Consider the following 20,075-nt stretch of genomic DNA (forward strand, 5'->3'; position numbering starts at 1 on the left):
ATTGGTTCCTCCTGAGGAAAGGTCAGAAGGTGTAAACCTTATTCAGGACGGGACAGCACTCACAAAAACGCCGACCCAAAGGTCGGCGTTTTTCATTGCAGCAGCCCGAATTACTTGGCTTTGACGCCTTCGAACGTGATGTCCAGGGTCATGGTGTCGGACTGTGGACCCAGGTCCATCATCTTGCCGAAATCAGAACGTTTGATGGTGGTGGTACCTTCAAAGCCTGCACGGTAGCCGCCCCATGGATCCTTGCCTTCGCCCAGGAAAGTGGTCTTGACGGTGACAGGTTTGGTCACGCCGTGCAGCGTCAGGTCACCCACCACGTCAGCCGTGGTCTTGCCATCGGCGTTCTTGCCGACGTTGGTGATTTTGGTCGACACGAACTTGGCGTCCGGATAGGTCGCGACGTCCAGGAAGTCCTTGCTGCTGATGTGCTTGTTACGTTCAGCATGGTTGGTGTCAACGCTGGCGGTTTTCACGTCGATGCTGATTTTGCTGTCTTCAGGCTTGGCAGCATCGAAGCTGAACGTACCGCTCCAGTCCTTGAACGTACCGTAGATGAAGCTGTAGCCCAGGTGGCTGATTTTGAAGTTGATGAAGGCGTGCTGACCTTCCTTGTCAATGGTGTAGTCGGCAGCCATCGCCTGACCAGCCGACAGCAGAGCGGTACCGAGGGCCAATGCAGCAAACGTCTTTTTCAACATGTGTCGTGTTCCTTCTGAGTTGAGAGTGAGCATCAGGCCTTGCGGCCAAGCATACGAACAAGGGTCGCATCACGATCGATGAAGTGATGCTTCAAAGCGGCCAGCCCATGGAGTACGGCAAAAATCACCAGGGTCCAGGCGAGGTACAAATGCACTTCACCGGCAACGTCTGCCTGGTCGGGCAGTCCGCTGATCAGCGCGGGCACTTCAAACAGGCCGAATACCGGAATCCCCACGCCTTCTGCGGTGGAAATCAGGTAACCGGCGAACATGACCAGAAACAGATCCAGATACAGGAACGCATGACCGAGTTTGGCGGCGACCCGTACGAAGCGGCTGTGATTGGCCGGTGCTGGTGGCGGCGGGCTGATGAAGCGCCAGACCACCCGAATCAACATGAACAGGAACAACGTGATCCCGATGCTTTTGTGCAGATCAGGACCCGCCTTACGCCAGGCGTCGTAATAACCCAATCCAACCATCCACAACCCCAACGCAAACATTCCGAAAACGGTCAGTGCGACGCCCCAGTGTAGGACGATGCTGACCCAGCCGTATCGAGAAGAAGAGTTGCGTAACTGCATGCTGAATATCCTGTAAGAGCTGAGTGAAAGACTAGCGTTTTACCTATCGAAAGAAAGCGCAAAATATTGCTTTGAAATATCAGGAAATCCGATGGAAATCTCCTGTCATATTTTCTTTCGCGCTGGATTAACGCAACGTTATTCCACAAGTGCGTGGGACCGTTTGCGCGAACGGATCGGCCCCCGTTCAAGCACAGTACTTTTTAGCAGACGAAAAAAAGGCGCGGTAAAAACCGCGCCCTCCTCATGTCAGCAAGCGCTCATCAATTCTTGCTCTCAGTGGCCGGAGCGGCCGGGGTTGCTGCCTTGGCCGGAGCCTTCTTGGCCGCGTCGGTCTTGGCCGGAGCCTTATGGGTGGCAGCCGGTTTTGCCGGCGCCTTTTTGGCGGGCTCTTTCTTGGCTGGCTCTTTTTTGGTCGCGGCCTTCTTCGCAGGCTCGACCGCCGGCTTGGCTGGCTCCACGGCAGGAGCAGGTGGCGCAACCACCGGAGCAGGTGCAGGCGCAGGAGCGGGCGCCGGTGCAGGCTCTGGCGCTTTTTCAGCCGGTTTCGGCTCGGGTTTCGACCCGCCAAACAGGTTCGAGAAGAAGCCGCCGATGCCGCCGCTCTCTTTAGGCGCTGCTTCAGGTGCTTTTGGCGGCGCGACTTTCACAGGCTCGAACGACTTGCCAGCGGCCAGATCCTGCACTTGGCCGGCAGCACGTTGACCGGTGCGCAGCGCACCTTCCAGGGTGCCCGGGTACAGGCTGTCGGTGTGTTCGCCGGCAAAGGCTACACGCTGCAGGGGTTTTTCCCACAGACGCCAGTATTTGCTGATCTGGCCCGGACCAAAGGCCAGGTACGCGCCGCCGGTTGAAGGGTCGACGCTGGAGCGTCGGATTTCATAACCGGTGAAAGCGCCGCGAGCCTGTGGATAGAAAGCGTGCAGACGAATCAGCACCTGATCCACCAGTTGTTTGTCGCCGAACGCCTGCATGATGCGTGCGTTATCGCCCGACAGGTTGATGACCGCGTTGGCGCCGCCTTTCAGTGCAGGCTCAATCCACAGCATGCCCAGGCCCGTGTTGCTGTAGATTTCGCCGGACATGCGCGCCTTGCTGTCCCACACAGGGTTCTTGAATTTGAGCATGATCTGGTCATGCCAGCCGTAGTTCGTGCTCTTGATAGCACCCTGGTGCTGAGCATCCAGCGCCGGGGTCAGCTGAATCTTGCTCAACGCGCGCAACGGCACGGCGAGCACGACGTACTCGGCCTCGTAGCCCACCGAACCCACCTTGACGGTGACGCCGTCCTTGTCCTGGTTGATGGCCGAAACCGGCGAGTTGGTCTTGATCACTTTCAGCTGTTTGACGAATTCCTCGGCCAGCACTGCGCTGCCACCGGGCAGGCGTGCTGCACGACGGTCGCGGTCGTCGACGTTGCGATTGACCCGCGACTGCTGTGCGAAATACAGCAACGACAGGCGCGATGGTTCGTCATAGCGCGTACGAATCTGCTGATTGATGAGCTGGCGCGCCGTCGCTGGCAGACTCAGACGGTCCAGCCAGTTGGCCACGTTGATCTGGTCCAGCGCGAAAAGCGTGCTGTTGGCCGCAGGATTTTCGGGATCGGTGATCGAGCGGGCCATATCGTCCAGCGCCGCTTCGTAGCGTTTGATGGCTTCCGCGGTTGCAGGCTGTTTGGTGGCAAGATCAGCAGCCGAGAAATATTCGCCGTCGATCAGATAGCCCGGCGTGCGCACGAACTCAGGTGCAGGCACGGGTTTAATCTTGAAGCGGTCCAGATACTGGTTGAGGACCGGCTGGGCCTTGGCGTTGCCGATCCACTCGCCGCCCGCCAGACCCGAACGACCGCCAACCGCCGGCTTGGCCTCGAGCAGCGTGACCTGCCAGCCCTTGTTCTGCAGCTCATAAGCGGCTGTCAGGCCCGCCAGGCCGCCCCCGACGACAATCGCCGTATGCGGTTTATCAACGGCAAGCGCCGAAGCGCTGACCAGCCCAACCATCACCAGCGCACAGGCGCGCAGCCAACCAGAAAGCATTCAGCGAACTCCGGAATAAAACGGGGGGAATTGTCGGATTTTGTGTCCGATTCTTCGAAGAGCGCGAAGGATACGCCAGCCGCGAAACGCCCGCCAGCAATGTCCGTCGGGCTTGTTTGCGGCGCCAGCAGGCAGCGAAAGAATGCGCTAAAGGTTGTCCCGCTGCCGTCCATTGCATAGGCTTGCGCGATTGTTTGCCCTCGCGCCATGCGAGTCGTCACCAGGAGAATACAGATGGGCCTCAACGATCAGTGGATGCAACGTGACCTCAAGGTCCTGTGGCATCCCTGCACCCAGATGAAAGACCACGAAAACCTGCCGCTGATCCCGATCAAGCGCGGTGAAGGGGTTTGGCTGGAGGACTTCGAAGGCAAGCGTTATCTGGACGCCGTCAGTTCCTGGTGGGTCAACGTGTTCGGCCATGCCAATCCGCGCATCAATCAGCGCATCAAGGATCAGGTCGACCAGTTGGAGCATGTGATCCTGGCGGGCTTCAGCCATCAGCCGGTGATCGAACTGTCCGAGCGCCTCGTCGCCATGACGCCGGAAGGACTGACGCGCTGCTTTTACGCCGATAACGGGTCGTCCTGCATCGAAGTCGCGCTGAAAATGAGCTTTCACTACTGGCTCAACCGCGGCAAACCGAACAAAAAACGCTACGTCACGCTGACCAACAGTTATCACGGCGAGACCGTGGCGGCGATGTCGGTGGGCGACGTGCCGCTGTTCACTGAAACCTACAAAGCATTACTGATGGACACCATCAAGGTGCCCAGCCCCGACTGCTATCACCGTCCCGAAGGCGTGAGCTGGGAAGAACACACGCGCACGATGTTTGCGGTGATGGAGCAGACGCTCGCCGAAAACCACGAGACGGTCGCGGCAGTGATCGTCGAGCCGCTGATTCAGGGCGCAGGCGGCATGCGCATGTACGACCCGATCTACCTCAAGCTGCTGCGCGAGGCCTGTGACCGATACGGCGTACACCTGATCCACGATGAGATCGCCGTGGGCTTCGGCCGTACCGGAACGATGTTCGCCTGCGATCAAGCCGGTATCCGCCCGGACTTCCTGTGTTTGTCCAAGGCGCTCACGGGCGGTTATCTGCCGCTGGCGGCGTGCATCACCACCGATGACGTTTACGACGCGTTTTACGATGACTACCCGACCTTGCGCGCGTTCCTGCATTCCCACAGCTACACCGGTAATCCCTTGGCGTGTGCGGCCGCACTGGCAACGCTGGATATCTTCGAGCAGGACAACGTCATCGAGAACAACAAGGCGCTCGCACAGCGCATGAAGACCGCGACGGCCCACCTGGTCGATCACCCTCATGTGGCCGAGGTGCGCCAGACGGGAATGGCCATCGCCATTGAAATGGTGCAGGACAAGGCAACCAAAACGGCGTACCCGTGGCAGGAACGTCGCGGCCTGAAAGTCTTCGAGCACGCCCTGACCCGAGGTGCGCTGCTGCGTCCACTGGGCAGCGTGGTGTATTTCCTGCCGCCGTACGTGATCACGCCGGAGCAGATCGACTTCCTCGCCGAGGTCGCCAGCGAAGGCATCGACATCGCTACGCGAAGCAGCGTGAACGTGGCCGTGAGAGAGAATTTCCACCCAGACTTTCGTGATCCGGGCTGATTGAACTACGCGACTCACTGGGCCGATGATTCCCATGCTCCGCGTGGGAACGTCGATCTGGACGCTCCGCTTCCGCCTGTGTGGCGCTGAGCGCCACGGGATGCATCACCACGCGCAGCGTGGGAACGATCAGCATCGCGAGCAAGCTCACTCCTACAATGGATCGCAGCAACAATACAATTCACTGAGAAACAACCATGAGACTGTCCCGCTTTTTCATCGATGCCCCGCTGAGCACCGGCGAGCACGAACTGCCCGAGGCCCAGGCGCATTACATCAGTCGGGTTTTGCGGATGTCCGAAGGCGATGCGGTGCAACTGTTCGACGGCTCCGGCCAGGAATTTCGCGCAACGCTGGCCGAGGTCGGTAAAAAGCGCGTGCGCGTGCAGGTCACCGAAAGTTTCGCCGGCCAGGCCGAGTCGCCCTTGCAGGTGCATCTGGGCCAAGGCTTGTCGCGGGGCGAGCGCATGGACTGGGCGATTCAGAAAGCCACTGAGCTGGGCGTGACGCAAATCACCCCGATCATCAGCGAGCGCTGCGAAGTGCGCTTGAAGGACGAACGCGCCGAAAAACGTCAGGCCCACTGGCAGCAGATCGCGATCAGCGCCTGCGAGCAGTGCGGTCGGTCGGTGGTGCCATTGGTGAACGCGCCGGTGACACTGGCAGACTGGCTCAAACACACCGAAGCGGACCTGAAGCTGGTACTGCACCCGGTTGCGGAGCCACTGACCAGCCATGAAAAACCGGCCAGCCTGGCGTTTTTGATCGGGCCAGAAGGTGGCTTGAACGACGCCGAGGTGGATCAAGCGCAAGATGCCGGCTTCCACGCCGCCCGCCTGGGCCCGCGTGTGCTGCGCACTGAAACCGCGCCGGTGGTGGCGTTGAGCATCGCGCAACAGCTGTGGGGAGATTTCTAGTTTCTGGACGGCACCGCCGCACACCTGTAGGACCACCTACCGTGCACCCCGTAGGACCGGCTTTAGCCGGGAACCTGTCACAAATCCCATCGCGAGATTGATGGTGCGCACACCGGCCTCTTCCCGGCTGAAGCCGGTCCTACGGATTACCCGCCTACCCCGCACCCCGTACGACCGGCTTTAGCCGGGAACCTGTCACAAATCCCATCGCGAGATTGATGGTGCGCACTCCGGCCTCTTCCCGGCTGAAGCCGGTCCTACGTATTACCCGCCTACCCCGCACCCCGTAGGACCAGCTTTAGCCGGGAACCTGTCACAAATCCCATCGCGAGATTGATGGTGCGCACACCGGCCTCTTCCCGGCTGAAGCCGGTCAAACCCACACCTACAGGGTCGCGTTGTCATCAATCCGGCAGTTCCGATATCCGCCGCCGCGCTTTTGCAGGTTCCGGGCGGGCGCAGGGCAGAAACTCGCCGCGCCCAGGTTCACCTGACGCACTGCCGTCCCACACGCATTCCCCTCGGGCAAAGGTCATCGCAGGCCAGGCACTCAAACGTATACCCTCATACGGGGTGTAATCGACGTTATGGTGCAGCCGCTCGTTGGTCAGCTCGACGTCCAGATCCTCATCCCAGATCACCAGGTCCGCATCGGCGCCAATGGCGATGCTGCCTTTGCGCGGATACAACCCATAAAGCCGCGCGGCATTGGTGGCCGTCAGGGCAACAAACGCCTGCGGGCTGATCCGCCCCTTGCGAACCCCTTCCGACCACAACAGCGCCATGCGCGTTTCGATTCCCGGAATGCCGTTGGCGACCTCGGAAAATGGCGGCGCATCGCCGTGGGCGCGCTTGCCGTCATGGCCCTCGTAGCGAAATGGCGCGTGATCTGAAGAGAACACTTCAAACGAGCCATTCTGCAGACCGTCCCAGATCACCTGCTGGTTTGTCGAATCGCGAGGCGGCGGGCTGCAGATGCATTTCGCGCCCTCGAAACTGTCGTCGCAGCCGAGCGAATCCGCTGTCAGAAACAGATACTGCGGGCACGTCTCGCCATAAACCTTCAGCCCTTGGCTCTGGGCCCAGCGAATCTGCTCGATCGCCTCACGCCCGGAAACATGGACGATCAGGATCGGCACATCGACAAGCTCGGCCAGTGCAATGGCACGATGGGTGGCTTCGCGTTCGACCAGCATCGGCCGTGACGTGGCGTGATAGCGAGGGGCGCTATGCCCGGTGGCCAGCAATCGTTCGGTCAGCCAGGCAATGCAATCGCTGTTTTCTGCGTGGAGCATCACCATCGCGCCTTCGGCCCGAGCTACCGAGAGCGTTTCCAGGATCTCCCGGTCATTGAGCTTCAGCGCGTCGTAGGTCATGTAAATCTTGAACGAGGTGTACCCCTCGGCGATCAGTTCGGGCAGTTCGCGGCGCAACACGTCTTCGGTGGGATCGGTGACGATCAGGTGAAACGCGTAATCGATCAGCGCCCGGCCATCGGCGCGTCGGTGATAATCCTCCACCGCTGCACGCAGGCTCTGCCCTTTTTGCTGGCAGGCAAAAGGAATGACCGTTGTGGTCCCGCCGCACATGGCGGAGCGGGTGCCGCTTTCGAAATCATCGGCCATGACTGAGCCATCACCGGTCGGCTGATCAAGGTGGACGTGGCTGTCCACACCGCCTGGCGTCACGGTACGACCGCCAGCATCGACTTCCCGCGAGGCGCCTTGCAACGCGAGCCCCAGAGCGGCAATGCGCCCGTCACGCACGCCGATGTCGCACAAAAAGCTGTCTGCGGCGGTGACCACGTTGGCATTGCGGATGATCAGATCGAAAGCCTGCATGTCGTGTTCCCCTCAGGCGCGTGCCAGCCAGGCCTTGGCAATTTCTTCCCGAGTGGTGAACCAGACGCCCTCGTGGGCCTGGGCGTACTCGATGAATCGCTTGATCGCGCGCACGCGCCCCGGGCGTCCGACCATGCGGGGATGCAGTCCGATGGACATCATCCGCAGCCCGTCGGCGGCCTCTTCGTACAGCACGTCGAAACTTTCCTGCATGTATTCGAGGAAATCGGAAGCCTGGGACAATCCCGGAGAATTCCAATAGCGGAAGTCGTTGACGTCGCTGGTGTAAGGCACCACCAGATGCTGCTTGCCTTCGACTTCCACGAAATACGGAACATCGTCGTTGTAGGCGTCGGAGTCATACAGAAAGCCACCCTCCTCAGCCACCAGCCGCCGTGTGTGAACGCTGGCGCCGTAACGGCAGTACCAACCCACCGGACGCTTGCCGCACGTCCGCTCGAAGGACTCGATCGCCAGCCGAATGTGCTCGCGTTCCTCAGCCTCGCTCAGGCGGAATACCTCCTCCCAGCGGTAACCGTGACTGCAGATTTCGTGGCCCAGTTCGACCGCTGCTCTGGCGACGTCAGGGTTCTGTTCGAACGCGACGGCGCAGGCATGAAAGGTCGCCGGGACGTTGGCCTGTTGCAGGATGTCGAGGATGCGCCAGATACCGACGCGGGCGCCGTATTCGTACATCGATTCCATCGCCAGATTGCGCACGCCTTCGGGAAACTGATAGCTGCCCCATTCGGTCATGCTTTCCTGATCAGCGTCGCCCATGGCGAGCGAGCGTTCAGAGCCTTCTTCGTAGTTGATGACGAAATTGACGGCCAGACGCGCACCATTAGGCCAGGTGCCACGTGGCCGTTGCCGGCCATAGCCGATCAGATTGCGAAGGGGTAGCGCCATAGAACCAGTCTCCTGCAACGTTCGAACAGCCCGTAAAAGTGCCGAGCCCCAGGCTCAGCAATCGATATTTTTCAGTGCATCGTGATCAGGGCCGTCGAGGTTCTGGCCATTGCGAAAGGCCAACCCCATGGCCAGCGTCTGCGCAATGCAGAATGCTGCGGTAAGCGAGCGGAAGCCCAGCAGCTCGGCGTCGTTGACCTCGATCATCACCGACGCTTTCTGTCCGACAGGGCTCAGGATGCTGTCAGTAATCGCCACGATCGGCGTACCCGCAGCGACTGCCTGCTGGCAGGCATCGATGGTTTCCTGCGCGTAGGGTGGAAAACTCACCGCCACCAACACGTCATCGCCATGCAGTGCGCCAACCTGTTCGCGCAGGCTGCCGCCCAGACCGCTGATGTGTACGGCGCGGCGTCCTACACGGCTGAGGGCGTAGCTAAGATAGGCCGCCATGGGAAACGAGCGACGCATGCCGACCACAAAGGTGGTGCGCGCCTCTTGCAACAGACCGATGGCTTTCTCGATGGCCTGAACCTGTTCGCCCTCGGCCAGATGCTCAAGGGAAACGATGTTGGCGCGGCTGAACGCGCCAAGCATCGCGCCGACATCGGTTGGGTCATCCAGCAGCTGCTCGCCCCGATAGTGGCGAATTCGCTCTTTGAAACTGCCTTGCCCGGCCTGCTGCAACGGCTGCTTGAACAACCGCTGCAGGTCGCTGAAACCACCAAACCCCAGCGCCTGCGCCAGTCGTATGAAGGCCGATGAAGGAATGCCAGAGATTTTTGCCAGGGCTGCCACGGTGTTCAACGCAACGTCGTGAGGGTGTTCGTTCAGGTAGTGAGCGGCATCACGCTGACGCGCAGTCAGGCGTTCCTGATGTTCGACGATGGCAGAACGCAGCTCGGCCAGGGTTTGAGGTACAGGCATAAAATCGCTCGATAAATTCAGGATGGACGCAGTTCCGAGATTGCCTGGGCCAGATGCGCCACCAGACGATTCAACTCATCGACGCTGTTGTAATGGGCAATCGATACGCGAACCACGCCGCCGTAGGGGGTCAGGCCCAGTTGTTCGATCAGGCGCCGAGCGTAGAAGTCACCAAAGCGGATACCCATGCGGTGGTCATCGACACGACGCACGATGGCTTCGGACTGCACGCCTTCGACCACAAAGCTGATCGTCGGCACGCGATCGCCATGATTCACACGGGATTTTCCGATAATTCTTACGCCCGGTGTCTCTCGAAGAAACGCCAGCAACGTCTCGGCGAGCAGGTCTTCCTGCGCTTCGAAAGCGTCGAACGCTGCCTGCATCAGTTGACGCGGTGTGCCGCCGGCGCCGAGCCGCTGACCAATGTCGATCAGGTAGTCGCTGATGCCGATGCAGCCGTAGGACAGCTCGTAGTTCAGGTTGCCCGGCTGCAGTTTGTACGGGATGACGTCCCGACCAATGAAGAAGTGGTTCAGGCTTGGCAATTCCAGCAACGCTTCGCGCTTGCCCCACAGGACCGCAAAATGCGGGCCGAAGGTCTTGTAGAAACTGAAGACGTAGTAATCGGCGCCGCTGGCTTGAACATCGACCAGTCGGTGAGGGGCATAGGCCACCGCATCGACACACAATTTGCCGCCCACCCCATGCACCCTGCGCGCGACTTCGGCGACCGGATTGACACTGCCAAGAATGTTCGACGCGTGGGTCATGGCGACGTAGCGGGTGTTGTCGTTGAGGAGGCTGTCCAGGTCGTTCAGCTCCAGCTCCATGCTGTGCGGGTCGACTTCCCACACTCGCAGGGTGGCGCCGCGCTCTTCGCAGAGGCGTACCCAAGGGCCGATGTTGGCTTCGTGGTCGCAGTTGGTGACGACGATCTCATCGCCTGGCTGGATGGACGGCGCAACGGCGCGGCAGAGGATCTGCAGCAGGTGCGTGGTCGAGCCGCCCATCACGCACTCTTCCGGATAACGCGCATTGATCAGTTGCGCCACCGACTCACGCGCCGCCATCACCCGCGCGCCGGCGTCCACCGATTCGCTGTAGGAGGCGCCCAGTTGCACGGCGCTGTTGAGCAGGTAGTCGCTGATGCGATCGGCCACCGGCTTGAGCACGGCCGACCCGCCCGCGTTGTCCAGATACGCGTAACCGCTGCTCAGTGCGGGAAATTGGCTGCGAACGTAATCGATGTCCAAGGCATTCAAGGCAGTGCTCTCCAAAGTCTGTTCAGTGATGCAGGATGGCCTGCAAAAACGCACGGGTTCTGGGCTCTTGCGGGGCCGTGAAGAAGTCGTGCGGGTTGTTCTGTTCGATGATTCGCCCGTTCTCCATGAAGATCACCCGGTCGGCGACCTTGCGCGCAAAACCCATTTCATGGGTGACCACGACCATCGTCACGCCAGAGCGGGCCAGGTTCTGCATCACGTCCAGCACTTCGCCGACCATTTCCGGATCGAGCGCCGATGTGGGTTCGTCGAACAGAATCACGCGCGGCTCCATCGCCATGGTGCGAGCAATGGCAACGCGCTGCTGTTGCCCGCCGGACAACTGCCCAGGATATTTCTCGGCGTGAGCGCCCATGCCGACTTTCTCCAGCAGCAAGCGAGCGCGCTCGTTGGCGTCACGCCGCGACATGCCCCGCACGCGCACAGGCGCCAGCGCGACGTTGGCCAGCACGGTGAGGTGCGGATACAGGTTGAAGTTCTGAAAGACCATGCCGACTTCACAGCGGATGCTTGCCAGCTTCGGGCCGTTTTCAACCCGCTGGCTGGCCACGCGAATGTCACCCTGCTGATATTCCTCCAGCAGGTTGATGCAGCGGATCAGCGTCGACTTGCCTGAGCCCGACGGTCCGAGAATCACCACCACTTCACCCTGATCCACGGTCAGGTTGATGTCGCTGAGCGCCTGAAACGGCCCGTAAAACTTATCCACGCGCTCGATTTCAATCACGGTACTCATGAGTTTTTCCTCCCGGCGCCATTTCGGCGCTCGTTCCAGCTCACCAGTTGCACCAGCGGCAACAGCAACAGCAGGTACATGACCGCAGCGCCCACCAGCGGAGTCGGATTGGCCGCCAGCGCCTGAGCCTGCGTGGCTTGCTTGAGCAGATCGGGCATCGCCACCACTGAGGCCAGCGCGGTATCTTTCATCACGTTGATGCAGTTGCTGGTCATTGGCGGCATGACGATGCGCATCGCCTGAGGCAGGATGATGTCGCGCATGGTGTTGAAGAAGCTCATGCCTTGCGACGCAGACGCTTCGAACTGGCCCTTGGGAATGGCCTCGATGCCGGAACGGAAAATCTCGGCCGAGTAAGCGCAGGAGACCAATGACAGGGCTGCGGTCGCTGCGGCGAACGACGAGAGGCGAATGCCCACGAAGGGCAGCGCGTAGTAGATCAGCACCAGCAGAACCAGCAGCGGAATGGAGCGCAACACGTCGATGTACACACGCGCCAGAAAGCGGATCGGCGCGTATGAATAAAGCCGCAGCATCGCCAGCATCAGGCCGCCCACGAGGCCGAGCAAGATGCTGACCACGCCCAGCATCACTGTCACGCCCAGGCCGCGCAGCATCAGTGGCAGCGCGTCGACGAACACGCTCCAGTTGAAGAAAGTCTGTAACAACTCCATTGCGATTCCTTGATGGCGGGCAGCGGCCGGGACCGGCAGGTTCGATCAAGCGTTACTTGAGGACGTCGACCACTTTGACGGTGCTCGACTCGGGATCCGCGTCAGCGCCGAACCATTTCTTGTGCAGGCCGGCGATCACACCCTCCTTCTTCATCGCAGTGATGATGTCGTTGACCTGCGTGGCGGATGCCCAGCCCTTGGCGTGCATCAACGAGTACTTTTCGCCGGTAGGAATACGCGCAACCACTTTGTACTGCGGCTTGTCCTTGATGTAGTACAGCACCGCCGGGATGTCGCTGACATAGCCGTCCATGCGCCCCGAAGCGAGGTCGAGCATCGCCGGAGACAACCCTTCGTAGCGTGAGACTTCCTTGAACTTGTACTCGGCCTGATGGGCGTTCACCCACATGTCGCCGGTGGAACCGGTGTCGACGCCGACCACCTTGCCATCCATGTCCTTGAGCCCGGTGATGCCCGACTTGGCCAGCACGGACAGGGACTGATCACTGTCGTAGTACGGCTGAGCGAAACCGACGGATTCGAGGCGTTTAGGCGTGATGGTGATCGAGGAGATGGCGATGTCTGCACGTTTGGACTGAACGGCACTGAACAGGCCGTTGAACGGAATGTTGACGAATCCCACTGTCTTGCCAGCGCGCTTGGCGACTTCCTTCACGACATCGACTTCGAAGCCGACGATCTCGCCTTTGGCGTCCTGGAATTCCCAGGGCACGTTGCCGACGTTGGCGCCCACGGTCCAGTCGGCGGCCCACGTGGAGGCGGAAAATGCGGTTGCCACGGCCATGCTCAAGAGTACTTTCACATTCATGTCTTGCTCCCCGATTAATCAGTCAGTCCAAGAAGGCCGCCATACCACCTGAGCAGGCGATTCGAGGATCAGACTAGGATGGCGAATCAAATAATTCAAGAAATAAAATTAATGAATTAAATGCTTCAATCAGGTGCGAAATCCTTCTGATTTGGTGCGCGGTCGGAGCGCATGCGGGCCGGGGATTGGACAGAAAATGAGCAGTTAACGGCTGGGTCAGGTGCACTGAAGCAGAGCATTCAATCACAAGGTTTTGACTGCGCCTGACAGCTCTTAAGTGAGGTGCAGGAGCGCGCTTGCCCGCGACGGGGTCAGTTCAAAGGCTTCGATGTAACTGACCTGCCGCAGTCGCGGGCAAGCGCGGGTTTACAGGTGCATGGCCGGTTCGGGCAAGCGTTTGTCAGAGCACATACGCGGTGATCGCCACGAAATGCAGCAAGCTTCCGGCGATCACGAACAGGTGCCAGATGCCGTGGGCATGGCGCAGCCGATGATCCAGCGCGAAGAAAATGATGCCGACGGTGTAGAACACGCCGCCCAGCGCCAGCCAGGTAAAACCGGCCGTTCCCAGCGCGGCCATCAGTGGCTTGACAGCCACAAGCACGATCCAGCCCATCACGGCGTAAATGACGATGGACATCACCCGCGCTTCAGATCGCGGCTTGATCTCCTGAAGCACACCGATCACCGCCAGGCCCCAGACGATGCCGAACAGTGTCCATCCCCACGGCCCGCGCAGGGTGACCAGACAGAACGGGGTGTAGCTGCCTGCAATCAGCAGATAGATCGAAAAATGATCGACCTTCTGCATGATCGCTTTCGCCCGCCCACGGACGCTGTGGTAAACCGTCGAGGCGCTGTACAACAGCACCAGCGCCACGCCGTAAACCGCGACGCTGACGATCTTCCACACATCACCGGCCAGGCTTGCGATCACCAGCAACCACACTGCGCCGATGGACGCCAGGACTGCACCCACCAGATGGGTCCAGGCGTTGAATTTTTCTCCGTAGTACATCCGCAAACCACCTCTCTCAATGCACAACACCCAACAAGGCTCCAGCTTATGACGCCAAAGCGCAATGCATGTGCCAGTGTGAATGAGAATTTCATGCAGCCAGCGGCGCACGACTTCGGCACAATCGGACGCTGAACAACGAGATCAGTCCTAGGAAAACGGCATGCAGATCGACGAAGAACTGACCCTCAAGAAGCTGGAAATCTTCCTGGCGTTCATGCGCACCGGTAACCTGGCTCGCGCTGCGGCCGAGCTTCAGACCAGCACGGTCAGCGTGCACCGGGCGATTCACTCGCTGGAAAGTGCGCTGCGTTGTCCGCTGTTCAAACATGAGGGGCGCAACCTGACGCCGATGGAAAGCGCGTATGTGCTCGAAGAGCGGGCGCAGAAACTCGTGCAGGACGTGCTGAGCACGGTGGAACAGACCCGCGAGGCAGCAGGTTTTTCAGCCGCGCGCTTCAAGCTGGGAGCGTTGTATTCGCTGACCGTCAAAACCGTTCCGCAACTGATCATGGGGTTGAAGATCCGCCGCAGCGAGCTGAATATCGACCTGATCCTGGGCTCCAACATCGACCTGTTCTACAAGCTCAAGAACATGGAAGTCGACGCGATTCTGGTGTCGCTCAACGAGAGCGTGCACGATCCGGACTGCGAGCAGCTGCCGCTGTTTTCCGATGACATTTTCCTCGCCACGCCTGCCGACTCGCCGTTTGCCCATCAGAGCGAAGTCGATCTGAGCGACTTGCGCGAGGCGACGTTCATCACGCTGACGCAAGGCTTCGCAACCCATCGCGACGGGGCGATGGTGTTTCAGCAGGCCGGGTTCGAGCCAAAAGTGGCGATGCAGGTCAATGACATCTTCACGCTGCTGAGCATGGTCAGTTCAGGGGTGGGTTATGCGCTGCTGCCCGGCAGGATCGCGGCGGTTTATGAGAACCGGGTGCGGCTGATTCCGCTGCAATCGCGCTACCGTATGCAGCAGCACATCGGTCTGGTGTTTCTCAAGGCTCGCGAACGCGACCCGAATCTGCTGGCGTTGCTGGCGGAATGCCGAATGTATTCGAATCGGTTGATCGAGGGGTAATCCCTCTACTGCTCGACCTTCCGACCTGTGGGAACGAGCCAGCTGGCGAATGCGCAGGCCTGTTCGCAAGCAAGCTCAGTCCCACAAAAAGCATCCCCGCCTTCAGCCAAGTATTCCCCGCACGATGAAATACAGCAGCGACGGCCCTAGCAGACAACCCAACCCCGTGTGGAACGTTGCAGTCAGCGCGCCGTAAGGCACCAGCCGCCGATCCGTTGCCGCAAGCCCTGCGGTCACGCCACTGACGGTGCCGGCCAGCCCCCCGAAGACCATCGCCGAGCGAGGGTTGTCCAGTCCCATCCAGCGTGCAGCCATCGGCGTGCCAACCATGACCAGAATCGCTTTGATCAAGCCCGTCGCAATCGACAGCGCCATCACATCAGACGATGCGCCCAACGCCGCCCCCGTTACTGGACCGACGATATACGTCACGGCGCCCGCGCCGATGGTGGTGATGCTCACCGCGTCCCGATAACCGAAGGCATAGGCCACGCACGACCCCACGATGAAGGGCATTACGGTGCCGAGAAACAGCGAGAACGCGCCGATCAAACCCGCCTTTTTCGCTTCGGTCGCCTGCACTTCGAAGGCCGTGGCGACGATAGCAAAGTCACGCAGCATCGCGCCGCCCATCAAACCGATGCCCGAGAACAACGCCAGATCCGCCAGCCCTTTCTGGCCGCCGGTCATCACCCCACCGACCCACGCCAGCACCAGTCCGATGACGATGGCGATGGCCGAACCGTGGATGCGCCCGAACGTCAGGCGCCTGGACAGCACGACGGAAATCCACATCACGACGCCGACCACGGCAAACGCAGTCACCAGGCCTTGGCTGATCAGGTCTTTCTGAATGAGCTCCCACATATCAGCGGCCTCCTGCCGGGGAAACGGTTGCAGCGGCATTCGGCGCGATCACCGAATCATGGTCTGCGTCTCCTTCTCTGGGCAGCGGCTCGCCTTTGTTGATCCGGCTGATGATGGCGATCGTGCAACCGCAGACCAGCACCGAACCGATGGCAGCGATCACGGCGATGGGGCCACCTTTGAGCGCGGTGACGACGTTTTGCTGGGCGGCCATCGCGACCACGACAGGGATGTACATCGCGCCCCAGAAGCCGACGCCCATCTCGCAGCCTTCGCTCATGCCGCCACGTTTTTGCATGTACAACCGGGCGCAGATCAGCAGGATCATCGCGATCCCGACGCCGCCCACGTTGGATTTGACGCCCAGCAGTACACCGAGCAGGTCACCGAGAATCACCCCAGCAAGGGTGCAGATAGCGAGTAACGCGACACCATAAATAATCATTGTTGTTATCCTCAAATTGCATCGTCGAAGTTGTTGTTTTTGTGTTCCTTCGAAAGCAGCAGTCGGTTTATGGGTGGCGACTTTCCTCCTCTCGCGACAGTGCGCTCAGCGTATCCAGCCGGGCGCCCTGGAAGGCGACTGCGGATCCTTGTTCGAAAACCTTGCGCGCCAGCCCCGTGAGCACGGTGCCGGGCGGCAATTCGATGTGCAGCCGCGCGCCTCGCTCGTAGGCGGTCTGCACGGTGCTGCGCCAGTCGATGACCCGGCACATGTTGAACGCTAGGTCGTCACGCAGTTTTTCAGCCGTATAAACCGGGCGTGCAGTGCTGCCGCTGAGGTACTTGAGCGTCGGCGCCTGGACACACACCTGCGCGAACGCTTCAGCCAGGGTTTGGGCCGACGCCGTCAACAGCTTGCAGTGGGAAGGCACGCTGACCGCCAGCCGTTTCGCCGCCGCAGCGCCTTGCGCCTTCGCCAGTGCCGCGACATGCGCCATCGCCTCATCGCTGCCCGCAATGACGAACTGGTTATCGGCATTGATGTTGGCCAGAAACACCGGCGAACGTGCGCCGTGAACCTGCTGAATCAACGCCTCGACCACGCCCTGCTCGAGCCCGATCAATGCAGTCATGCCGTAGCCCTGTGGATAAGCGTTTTGCATGAGTTCGCCGCGCAGAGCGACCAATCGCACAGCGTCGGAAAACGTCAGCGCGCCCGCCACCACGGCGGCTGGATAGGCTCCGATGGACAGCCCAGCCACAAAATCGGGCGTATGGCCTCGTGTCATCAGCAGCCGCGCGCAGGCGACGCCAGCAATCAACAGGCACAGCTGAACGGAACGGGTCGAGCGCAACGCGTCGGCGGTATCGAGCGCGAGGACGTCTTCGTTCAACGCATCGCTGGCCTCACGCAGGCATTCGCCGACCAGCGCGTCGTTCGGCAGCGCATGCAGCATGCCCGCCTGCTGCGCGCCTTGGCCGGGAAACGCCCAAAAGGTGCTCATGCTGCTCGCTCCTCTGGCAACCAAGGATTGCTGACCAGCCGTGCACCATCGTCAGCCTTGAGCAGGACCTGCCGCGACGAGCCGGCCCACTCACGTAATGCCACGGCGCCAGAAGGCGTTTGCAATTGCAGATCGATCCGGCAGGCAGCAGCCGCCAGCGCATCGCTGAGCCGGGCGGCACGTTCACGCGCGAAAAACTCCGGCGCTCGCAGAATCAGGTCCAGATCGCTGTCCTGATGCAGCACCGGCACGCCCGTCGCCAATTGAAAACCGGCACCGCCGGTCACGCCCCATGGGAGCTGCAGCGCATTCATCACGCCGCGGATCTGCCGCAATGCGCTCAGCGCAGGCCCGTCGCCGAGGTCGGCGCAGACGTCTGTGAGCTGCTCCGGGATGACGCGACGGATAATGTCAGCGATGAGCATTTGAGTGGCGAAACGCTGCTCGCGAACACGACCGCGCACACCGACCGCAATCCGCCCCGCCGCCACTTGCGCCCGCCTTACCACCACCGGATGTCCCTGCTGGATGACGTCGAACACCCAGGCAGGCGCATCGGCTGGCAACGCGGCCACCGACAAACCCCACAACAGATCGTGAGGCCGAACGGGCGCCGGGGCATTCATTACCACTGGGCCCGAAGCAGTTGGCGAACCTTTTGCGAAGCCGCACGGTTCGGCGCGCCCAGACGCCCGCTCAGATCATTGCTGCCATTCTGAGCATCCTTGATCGCAGCAATCAGGCAGTCCTGAACCGCCGACAGATCCGCCGCCGAGGGCTGTTCGATATGCTCGACCGAAAGCGTTTCCCAGAGCAGCCCAAGGCTGGCATAGCTGTCGATGTCGTAGGCCATCGGGGGCACGCTGGCGGCCAGTTTTTCCAGCTCCTCGACGCTGCGCAGCGTCACCCGCGCCGCCGAAGCCTTGCCCATGGCATGCACCATCACGCCCGGATCCCGAAGCGCGATCAGACGATTAGCCTGATACCCGTGCGCAAGAAAAGCACCGGACATTGCCTTGCCGACCAGCACCCCGATCACCGGATGCCCCGCCAACCGCGCCCGAGCGTAAGCGTCCACTGCGCCGGCCAGGGCTTGATGGATGCCCAGCGCCTCCTCGCGACGACCGTAAGCCTGACTCGGGACATCGATGATTGCGACCAGCGCCCGCTTGTCATCGCGATCGCGGTCAAGCTCGATCGCGCTGTCTACAGCCTGCGCCAGACCCCAGCCTTCAAGCAGCCCCACCTCGCCGTTGCGCGCCCTTGGAAACGGGTTGTCAGGATCAGCGACCACCGACAGAAAACGCGCCGGCCGACCGCCAAGCGTCCCGTCGGCGGCCTTCACGGATGCCGGGAGGCCCGAGACCTGCGCTGAGCCTGCGCTCAAGGCATTGAACCAGTTCAATCCGCGGGTTGATGCGCTCATGGTTGCTCTCCTTGATAGAGACTGCGAACGGCAGCGGGATCGATTTGCGCCGTGGTGTCCAGCCCGCCAAGACGCTCCAGAAACAGCGCGTACCGGCTGCTGCGCTCCTGCTCGGGCCTGCCTTGGCGCAACAGGTCCTTGATCTGCTGCGAAATGGCAACAGTGTCGTCGGCGACATAGGCGTCCACCAGACCGCTGGCGAAACGTTGTTCTCCGCCCGTCAGGCTCCAGATGAATGGCCGGTCACGGGAGTCGTACTCTTCAATGCCCGCCTCCTGCTCGATCACTTGCGGGCCGTTCAACCCCAGCCGCGCTTCCTGGGTCACGACCAGATAACTGCATAAGCCTGCTGCGATCGACATTCCGCCGAAGCAACCGACACTGCCTGCGACGACGCCGATGACCGGTTGATAACGCCGCAGATCGACGATGGCGGCATGGATTTCAGCAATGGCCGCCAGCCCGAGGTTGGCTTCCTGCAAACGTACGCCGCCGGTTTCCAGCAAAAGAATCGCTGCCGTTGGAATGCCCTTGCGATTGTCTTCGGCTGCCAGCTCCAGCGCGCCCGCCATTTTGGCGCCGCCGACTTCACCCATGCTGCCGCCCTGAAAACCTCCTTCAATCGCGCAGACAACCACGGGCTTGCCGGCAATCGAACCTTTGGCGATGACAACGCCGTCATCGGACTGAGGCACGACGCCCTGTTTCGCGAGCCAGGGCGAAACCAGCCGCTCGAACGGGTCGATCAGTTCACGAAAGCTGCCCTCGTCCAGCAACGCGCGGGCACGCTGACGTGCGCCCAGTTCAACGAAGCTGTGCTGCTTCAACAGGCGAGCGCTGTCAGTCATGGCCCACCTCCTCAAAACCCTGCTCCAGCCGCAGCCGGACAACGCCGGGCGTTGCGCCGAAATCGTGAATATCGATGCTCAGGGCCGGCGGTGTCTGGCCGTCGAACATGCGCTGAAACAGATGCTCCCAGCGTGCCGAACTGCCGTTCACCGAGGTCATGACCTGGATGCTCAGCTTGCCGGGCACGCCAGGTTCCAGCAGCACTTCCAGGTCGCCCGACCCCACACAGCCCACCAGCGCACGTCCGCGCGGCGGCTGACCGGCGGGAAATTCAAAAGACAAGGTTTCCATGA

General features: G+C 60.9%; 21 protein-coding genes. 3 read left to right on the top strand and 18 right to left on the bottom strand.

Annotated elements, in window-relative coordinates:
• Nucleotides 1–110 precede the first annotated feature (110 nt).
• The 3 genes from QRN36_RS07770 to QRN36_RS07780 all read right to left on the bottom strand — a co-directional run bounded on the left by QRN36_RS07770 (nt 111) and on the right by QRN36_RS07780 (nt 3,330).
• Nucleotides 111–707: a YceI family protein gene (locus tag QRN36_RS07770; protein WP_093468349.1), complete on the bottom strand. Its 597-nt coding sequence runs from the start codon at nt 705–707 to the stop codon at nt 111–113.
• A 32-nt stretch (nt 708–739) separates the two neighbouring features.
• Nucleotides 740–1,291 carry a cytochrome b gene (locus QRN36_RS07775; protein ID WP_285423531.1) on the bottom strand — a complete coding sequence of 184 codons (552 nt, stop codon included), beginning with the start codon at nt 1,289–1,291 and terminating at the stop codon, nt 740–742.
• A gap of 263 nt (nt 1,292–1,554) precedes the next feature.
• Nucleotides 1,555–3,330, bottom strand: a complete 1,776-nt coding sequence (locus QRN36_RS07780; RefSeq protein WP_285423532.1) for a flavin monoamine oxidase family protein — start codon at nt 3,328–3,330, stop codon at nt 1,555–1,557.
• Nucleotides 3,331–3,564: 234 nt separating this feature from the next.
• Here QRN36_RS07780 and QRN36_RS07785 point away from each other — a divergent pair, with 234 nt between their 5' ends.
• A complete protein-coding gene (locus QRN36_RS07785; protein ID WP_285423533.1) occupies nt 3,565–4,971 on the top strand; it encodes an adenosylmethionine--8-amino-7-oxononanoate transaminase in 1,407 nt (468 codons plus the stop codon).
• Between the two features lie 197 nt (nt 4,972–5,168).
• A complete protein-coding gene (locus QRN36_RS07790; RefSeq protein WP_285423534.1) occupies nt 5,169–5,888 on the top strand; it encodes a 16S rRNA (uracil(1498)-N(3))-methyltransferase in 720 nt (239 codons plus the stop codon).
• A gap of 404 nt (nt 5,889–6,292) precedes the next feature.
• Here QRN36_RS07790 and hydA read toward each other — a convergent pair whose 3' ends face one another.
• The 8 genes from hydA to QRN36_RS07830 form a co-directional block, all read right to left on the bottom strand.
• On the bottom strand, nt 6,293–7,729 hold the full coding sequence (hydA, locus tag QRN36_RS07795) for a dihydropyrimidinase (protein ID WP_285423535.1): 1,437 nt from the start codon (nt 7,727–7,729) through the stop codon (nt 6,293–6,295).
• A gap of 12 nt (nt 7,730–7,741) precedes the next feature.
• Complete coding sequence (locus tag QRN36_RS07800; protein ID WP_285423536.1) at nt 7,742–8,638, bottom strand: allantoinase PuuE; 897 nt, start codon at nt 8,636–8,638, stop codon at nt 7,742–7,744.
• A gap of 54 nt (nt 8,639–8,692) precedes the next feature.
• The gene (locus QRN36_RS07805) at nt 8,693–9,565 is read right to left on the bottom strand and encodes a MurR/RpiR family transcriptional regulator (RefSeq protein WP_285423537.1); all 873 of its coding nucleotides are present in this window, start codon (nt 9,563–9,565) and stop codon (nt 8,693–8,695) included.
• A 17-nt stretch (nt 9,566–9,582) separates the two neighbouring features.
• A complete protein-coding gene (locus QRN36_RS07810) occupies nt 9,583–10,830 on the bottom strand; it encodes a cysteine desulfurase-like protein (RefSeq protein WP_285423538.1) in 1,248 nt (415 codons plus the stop codon).
• Nucleotides 10,831–10,852: 22 nt separating this feature from the next.
• Nucleotides 10,853–11,587 carry an amino acid ABC transporter ATP-binding protein gene (locus QRN36_RS07815; RefSeq protein WP_093468325.1) on the bottom strand — a complete coding sequence of 245 codons (735 nt, stop codon included), beginning with the start codon at nt 11,585–11,587 and terminating at the stop codon, nt 10,853–10,855.
• On the bottom strand, nt 11,584–12,261 hold the full coding sequence (locus tag QRN36_RS07820; RefSeq protein ID WP_285423539.1) for an amino acid ABC transporter permease: 678 nt from the start codon (nt 12,259–12,261) through the stop codon (nt 11,584–11,586). Before QRN36_RS07820 ends, QRN36_RS07815 begins: the two co-directional genes overlap by 4 nt.
• Nucleotides 12,262–12,313: 52 nt before the next feature.
• Nucleotides 12,314–13,090, bottom strand: a complete 777-nt coding sequence (locus QRN36_RS07825) for a transporter substrate-binding domain-containing protein (RefSeq protein WP_285423540.1) — start codon at nt 13,088–13,090, stop codon at nt 12,314–12,316.
• 400 nt (nt 13,091–13,490) lie between these two features.
• On the bottom strand, nt 13,491–14,108 hold the full coding sequence (locus QRN36_RS07830; RefSeq protein WP_093468316.1) for a hemolysin III family protein: 618 nt from the start codon (nt 14,106–14,108) through the stop codon (nt 13,491–13,493).
• A 163-nt stretch (nt 14,109–14,271) separates the two neighbouring features.
• Between QRN36_RS07830 and QRN36_RS07835 the strand changes: the two genes are divergently transcribed.
• Nucleotides 14,272–15,192: a LysR substrate-binding domain-containing protein gene (locus QRN36_RS07835; protein WP_093468313.1), complete on the top strand. Its 921-nt coding sequence runs from the start codon at nt 14,272–14,274 to the stop codon at nt 15,190–15,192.
• A gap of 102 nt (nt 15,193–15,294) precedes the next feature.
• Here the strand turns inward: QRN36_RS07835 and madM are convergent, their stop codons facing one another.
• The 7 genes from madM to QRN36_RS07870 all read right to left on the bottom strand — a co-directional run bounded on the left by madM (nt 15,295) and on the right by QRN36_RS07870 (nt 20,073).
• Nucleotides 15,295–16,059, bottom strand: coding sequence for a malonate transporter subunit MadM (gene madM / locus QRN36_RS07840; protein ID WP_093468310.1), 765 nt, complete (start codon nt 16,057–16,059; stop codon nt 15,295–15,297).
• A 1-nt stretch (nt 16,060) separates the two neighbouring features.
• Nucleotides 16,061–16,504 (bottom strand): malonate transporter subunit MadL, encoded by a 444-nt coding sequence (gene madL, locus QRN36_RS07845; protein WP_285423541.1) that lies wholly within the window; start codon nt 16,502–16,504, stop codon nt 16,061–16,063.
• Nucleotides 16,505–16,571: 67 nt separating this feature from the next.
• Nucleotides 16,572–17,507, bottom strand: coding sequence for a malonate decarboxylase subunit epsilon (mdcH, locus tag QRN36_RS07850; protein WP_285423542.1), 936 nt, complete (start codon nt 17,505–17,507; stop codon nt 16,572–16,574).
• The gene (locus QRN36_RS07855) at nt 17,504–18,139 is read right to left on the bottom strand and encodes a malonate decarboxylase holo-ACP synthase (RefSeq protein ID WP_285423543.1); all 636 of its coding nucleotides are present in this window, start codon (nt 18,137–18,139) and stop codon (nt 17,504–17,506) included. Before QRN36_RS07855 ends, mdcH begins: the two co-directional genes overlap by 4 nt.
• A complete protein-coding gene (gene mdcE, locus QRN36_RS07860; protein WP_285423544.1) occupies nt 18,133–18,933 on the bottom strand; it encodes a biotin-independent malonate decarboxylase subunit gamma in 801 nt (266 codons plus the stop codon). Before mdcE ends, QRN36_RS07855 begins: the two co-directional genes overlap by 7 nt.
• Nucleotides 18,930–19,781, bottom strand: a complete 852-nt coding sequence (locus QRN36_RS07865; RefSeq protein ID WP_285423545.1) for a biotin-independent malonate decarboxylase subunit beta — start codon at nt 19,779–19,781, stop codon at nt 18,930–18,932. The genes mdcE and QRN36_RS07865 overlap by 4 nt, the downstream gene beginning before the upstream one ends.
• A complete protein-coding gene (locus QRN36_RS07870) occupies nt 19,774–20,073 on the bottom strand; it encodes a malonate decarboxylase subunit delta (RefSeq protein ID WP_093468293.1) in 300 nt (99 codons plus the stop codon). Before QRN36_RS07870 ends, QRN36_RS07865 begins: the two co-directional genes overlap by 8 nt.
• Nucleotides 20,074–20,075 lie beyond the last annotated feature (2 nt).

This window comes from Pseudomonas sp. efr-133-TYG-103a (assembly GCF_030209235.1).
In the GTDB taxonomy this organism is placed as follows: domain Bacteria; phylum Pseudomonadota; class Gammaproteobacteria; order Pseudomonadales; family Pseudomonadaceae; genus Aquipseudomonas.